The sequence below is a fragment of the Shewanella sp. TB7-MNA-CIBAN-0143 genome, assembly GCF_040310065.1.
Taxonomy (GTDB): domain Bacteria; phylum Pseudomonadota; class Gammaproteobacteria; order Enterobacterales; family Shewanellaceae; genus Shewanella.
On sequence record NZ_JBEOPL010000048.1, the window covers coordinates 1 to 2374 of the forward strand.

3 protein-coding genes are annotated in these 2374 nt (G+C 44.7%); all 3 read right to left on the reverse strand.

The window, feature by feature from the left end:
* Positions 1-27: 27 nt before the first annotated feature.
* Positions 28-1572, reverse strand: coding sequence for an IS66 family transposase (tnpC, locus tag AAEY97_RS21020; RefSeq protein ID WP_351001274.1), 1545 nt, complete (start codon positions 1570-1572; stop codon positions 28-30).
* A gap of 84 nt (positions 1573-1656) precedes the next feature.
* Positions 1657-2001 (reverse strand): IS66 family insertion sequence element accessory protein TnpB, encoded by a 345-nt coding sequence (gene tnpB / locus AAEY97_RS21025; RefSeq protein ID WP_188927290.1) that lies wholly within the window; start codon positions 1999-2001, stop codon positions 1657-1659.
* Positions 1998-2297 (reverse strand): IS66 family insertion sequence element accessory protein TnpA, encoded by a 300-nt coding sequence (gene tnpA, locus AAEY97_RS21030; RefSeq protein WP_351001278.1) that lies wholly within the window; start codon positions 2295-2297, stop codon positions 1998-2000. The genes tnpB and tnpA overlap by 4 nt, the downstream gene beginning before the upstream one ends.
* Positions 2298-2374: the final 77 nt, after the last annotated feature.

Below are 2374 nucleotides of genomic sequence, written 5' to 3' on the forward strand. Positions count from 1 at the left end.
GTAAGCGGTAAATGAAGCAGTGAAACGTTAATCCAAATTGCTCAAATCAACATTCCACGGCATTAAATCGGTCAAATCGTCGGTAGGAAGACGCTTGGGCAGCTCGGTAAACAAGTGTCTGAAGTAATAATATGGACTTATATCGTTGGCGCGACAGGTCATCACTAAACTGTATAAGTTCGCACTGGCATGTGCGCCATTGACTGACGTTGAGAACATCCAGTTTTTACGCCCCGTTGTGAACGGGCGAATATCTCGCTCGGTGACATTGTTGTCGATGCTAATATCACCATCATCAAGGTACGTTAATAATTTTGGCCATTGGTTTAGTGCATAGGTAATGGCTTTGCCTAGATATCCTTTGGGAAGTACCTGTTGTTTTTCCAGCCAGGTTTTAAACTCCGCTAATATGGGTACAGCTTCTTGTTGTCTTAATTGTTGTCGCTCAAGCGCACTGAGTTGTTTTGAACGTTTTTCAATGGCGTAGAGTTTGGCAATATAGCTCAGTGCGACTTCGGGTTTACCTGCTTTTTTTGAGCCACTCGCTTTTTGTGCATCGGTGAACTTTCGGCGCACATGTGCCATGCAGCCAGCATGGGTGACATCTTTTAATGTGCCATAAGCACCGTAGCCATCCGTCAGTAAATACCCAGAAAAGCCAGACAAGAACGCTTGAGCACAACGACCTGCGCGGCTTGGATGATAGTCATAAATTACAATAGGCGTTTGGACAAACTCACCACTGCGATACACCCACATATACGAGGTCGACTGCGCCTCTCGGTCAGCTTCTCTTAAGACTTGCACAGTGGTTTCATCAGCACAAATCAACTTTTCATTGAGCAGTTGTGACTGCATTGCATCAATAATGGGCTGAACCTTCATGCCTAATTGTACGCACCAATTGGCTAACGTCGCTCGGCTGATATCGATACCAGAGCGGGTTAAGATATCCACCTGACGATAAAGTGGCAGTGCATCAACGTATTTTGCCGTCACAACGGCGGCAAATGCCTCGGCGCTGCCAATACTCTTAGGGATTAAGCTGGGTGGCTTAGGGGCGGTGATAATGCGTGAACTTGTTTGCGTTTTTTCACACTGACGACAGGCATATTTCACCCGTTCATGGCGGATAACCGTCACTTTTTGAGGAATAATCTTAAGCTCTTCACTGGTTTCGACGCCGCATCGGTGCAGTGGAGATTGACAGCATTCACAGCAAGGTGAGTCAATCTCATGTGTAACAACTTCACGCTCGAGTGTTTCTGGTAAGGGTTTGCGGCCGGTTTTCTTTTTGGTTTGCGTTGATGGCTCAGCAATATCTTGTTGCTCCGCCTCATTGAAGGCGCCTTTGGCTACTTTTTCACTCTTTGAAGAAAACCGCTTAGATTGACTTAAATTTAATTGCTCAATTAGCAACTGGATTTGTGTTTTAAGTTCAGTAATTTCTTCTTGAGCAACAAGCGCTTCTTCCTTAGCTAATGACGCTTGTGCCTGTGCAATGTCAGCAGCTTGTTGCAGCTGCAGTACCATGGCCTTAAGTTGCTCAATATCGTCAGGAAGTGTGGTCATTATTAGCGAAGTTTATGTGAATTTTTCCTTATTGTGCCAGCGAAAAAGGATCGTTCAAGCATAAAAATGTGATCGCCTATTTGATCACACTGTTAGGTTATTTAATGGTCGATGCGCTCTATGATGCTCGATAGATAACCCCGATAACAGCCAATTTAGCTGCGCTTTACTGATATGTAACGCGCCATCGTGTGTGGGTGTTGGCCACTTGAATGTGCCTTTTTCTAACCGCCGATAATAAAGCCAAAAGCCATTCGTGTCCCAAAACAAGATTTTGAGCTTATCTCGATGACGATTACAAAAAATAAACCAGGATTCACTAAACGGGTCCATTTCAAGGTGTTGTGCAACGATAAGCGATAGCCCATCGATAGACTTACGCATATCGGTGACACCCGTGACGAGATAAACTTGAGCAGAGGGCGTCATTTTAGGGCTGCAACCCAATGTTGGATTTGGTTAGTGCTTAAATGAAGCGGCAACTGAGCACGCAAACCATTTGTAAGGACTAGCGTGACAACGTTTGCACTTTCGACGTGTGCATCTGTCACAAGAATGGGTTGCAAACGTTGTGGCTCAGGCTGTACTCGGAGTTTTTTGGCCCATGTATAAAAGGTTTGATAGCTGATGTTCTGCTCGGCACAAAACTGAGTGATGCTGATGCCACTTTGTTTTTGCTGCTCGATTAATGAAGACCAATACTGGTGTTTTTGTTGTGATGTCATAGTGCCTCCTTAAATTGGTGAGGTACTATGACAAATATTTTATTGATTGAGGATGTGGGGTTTATTTACCGCTTACC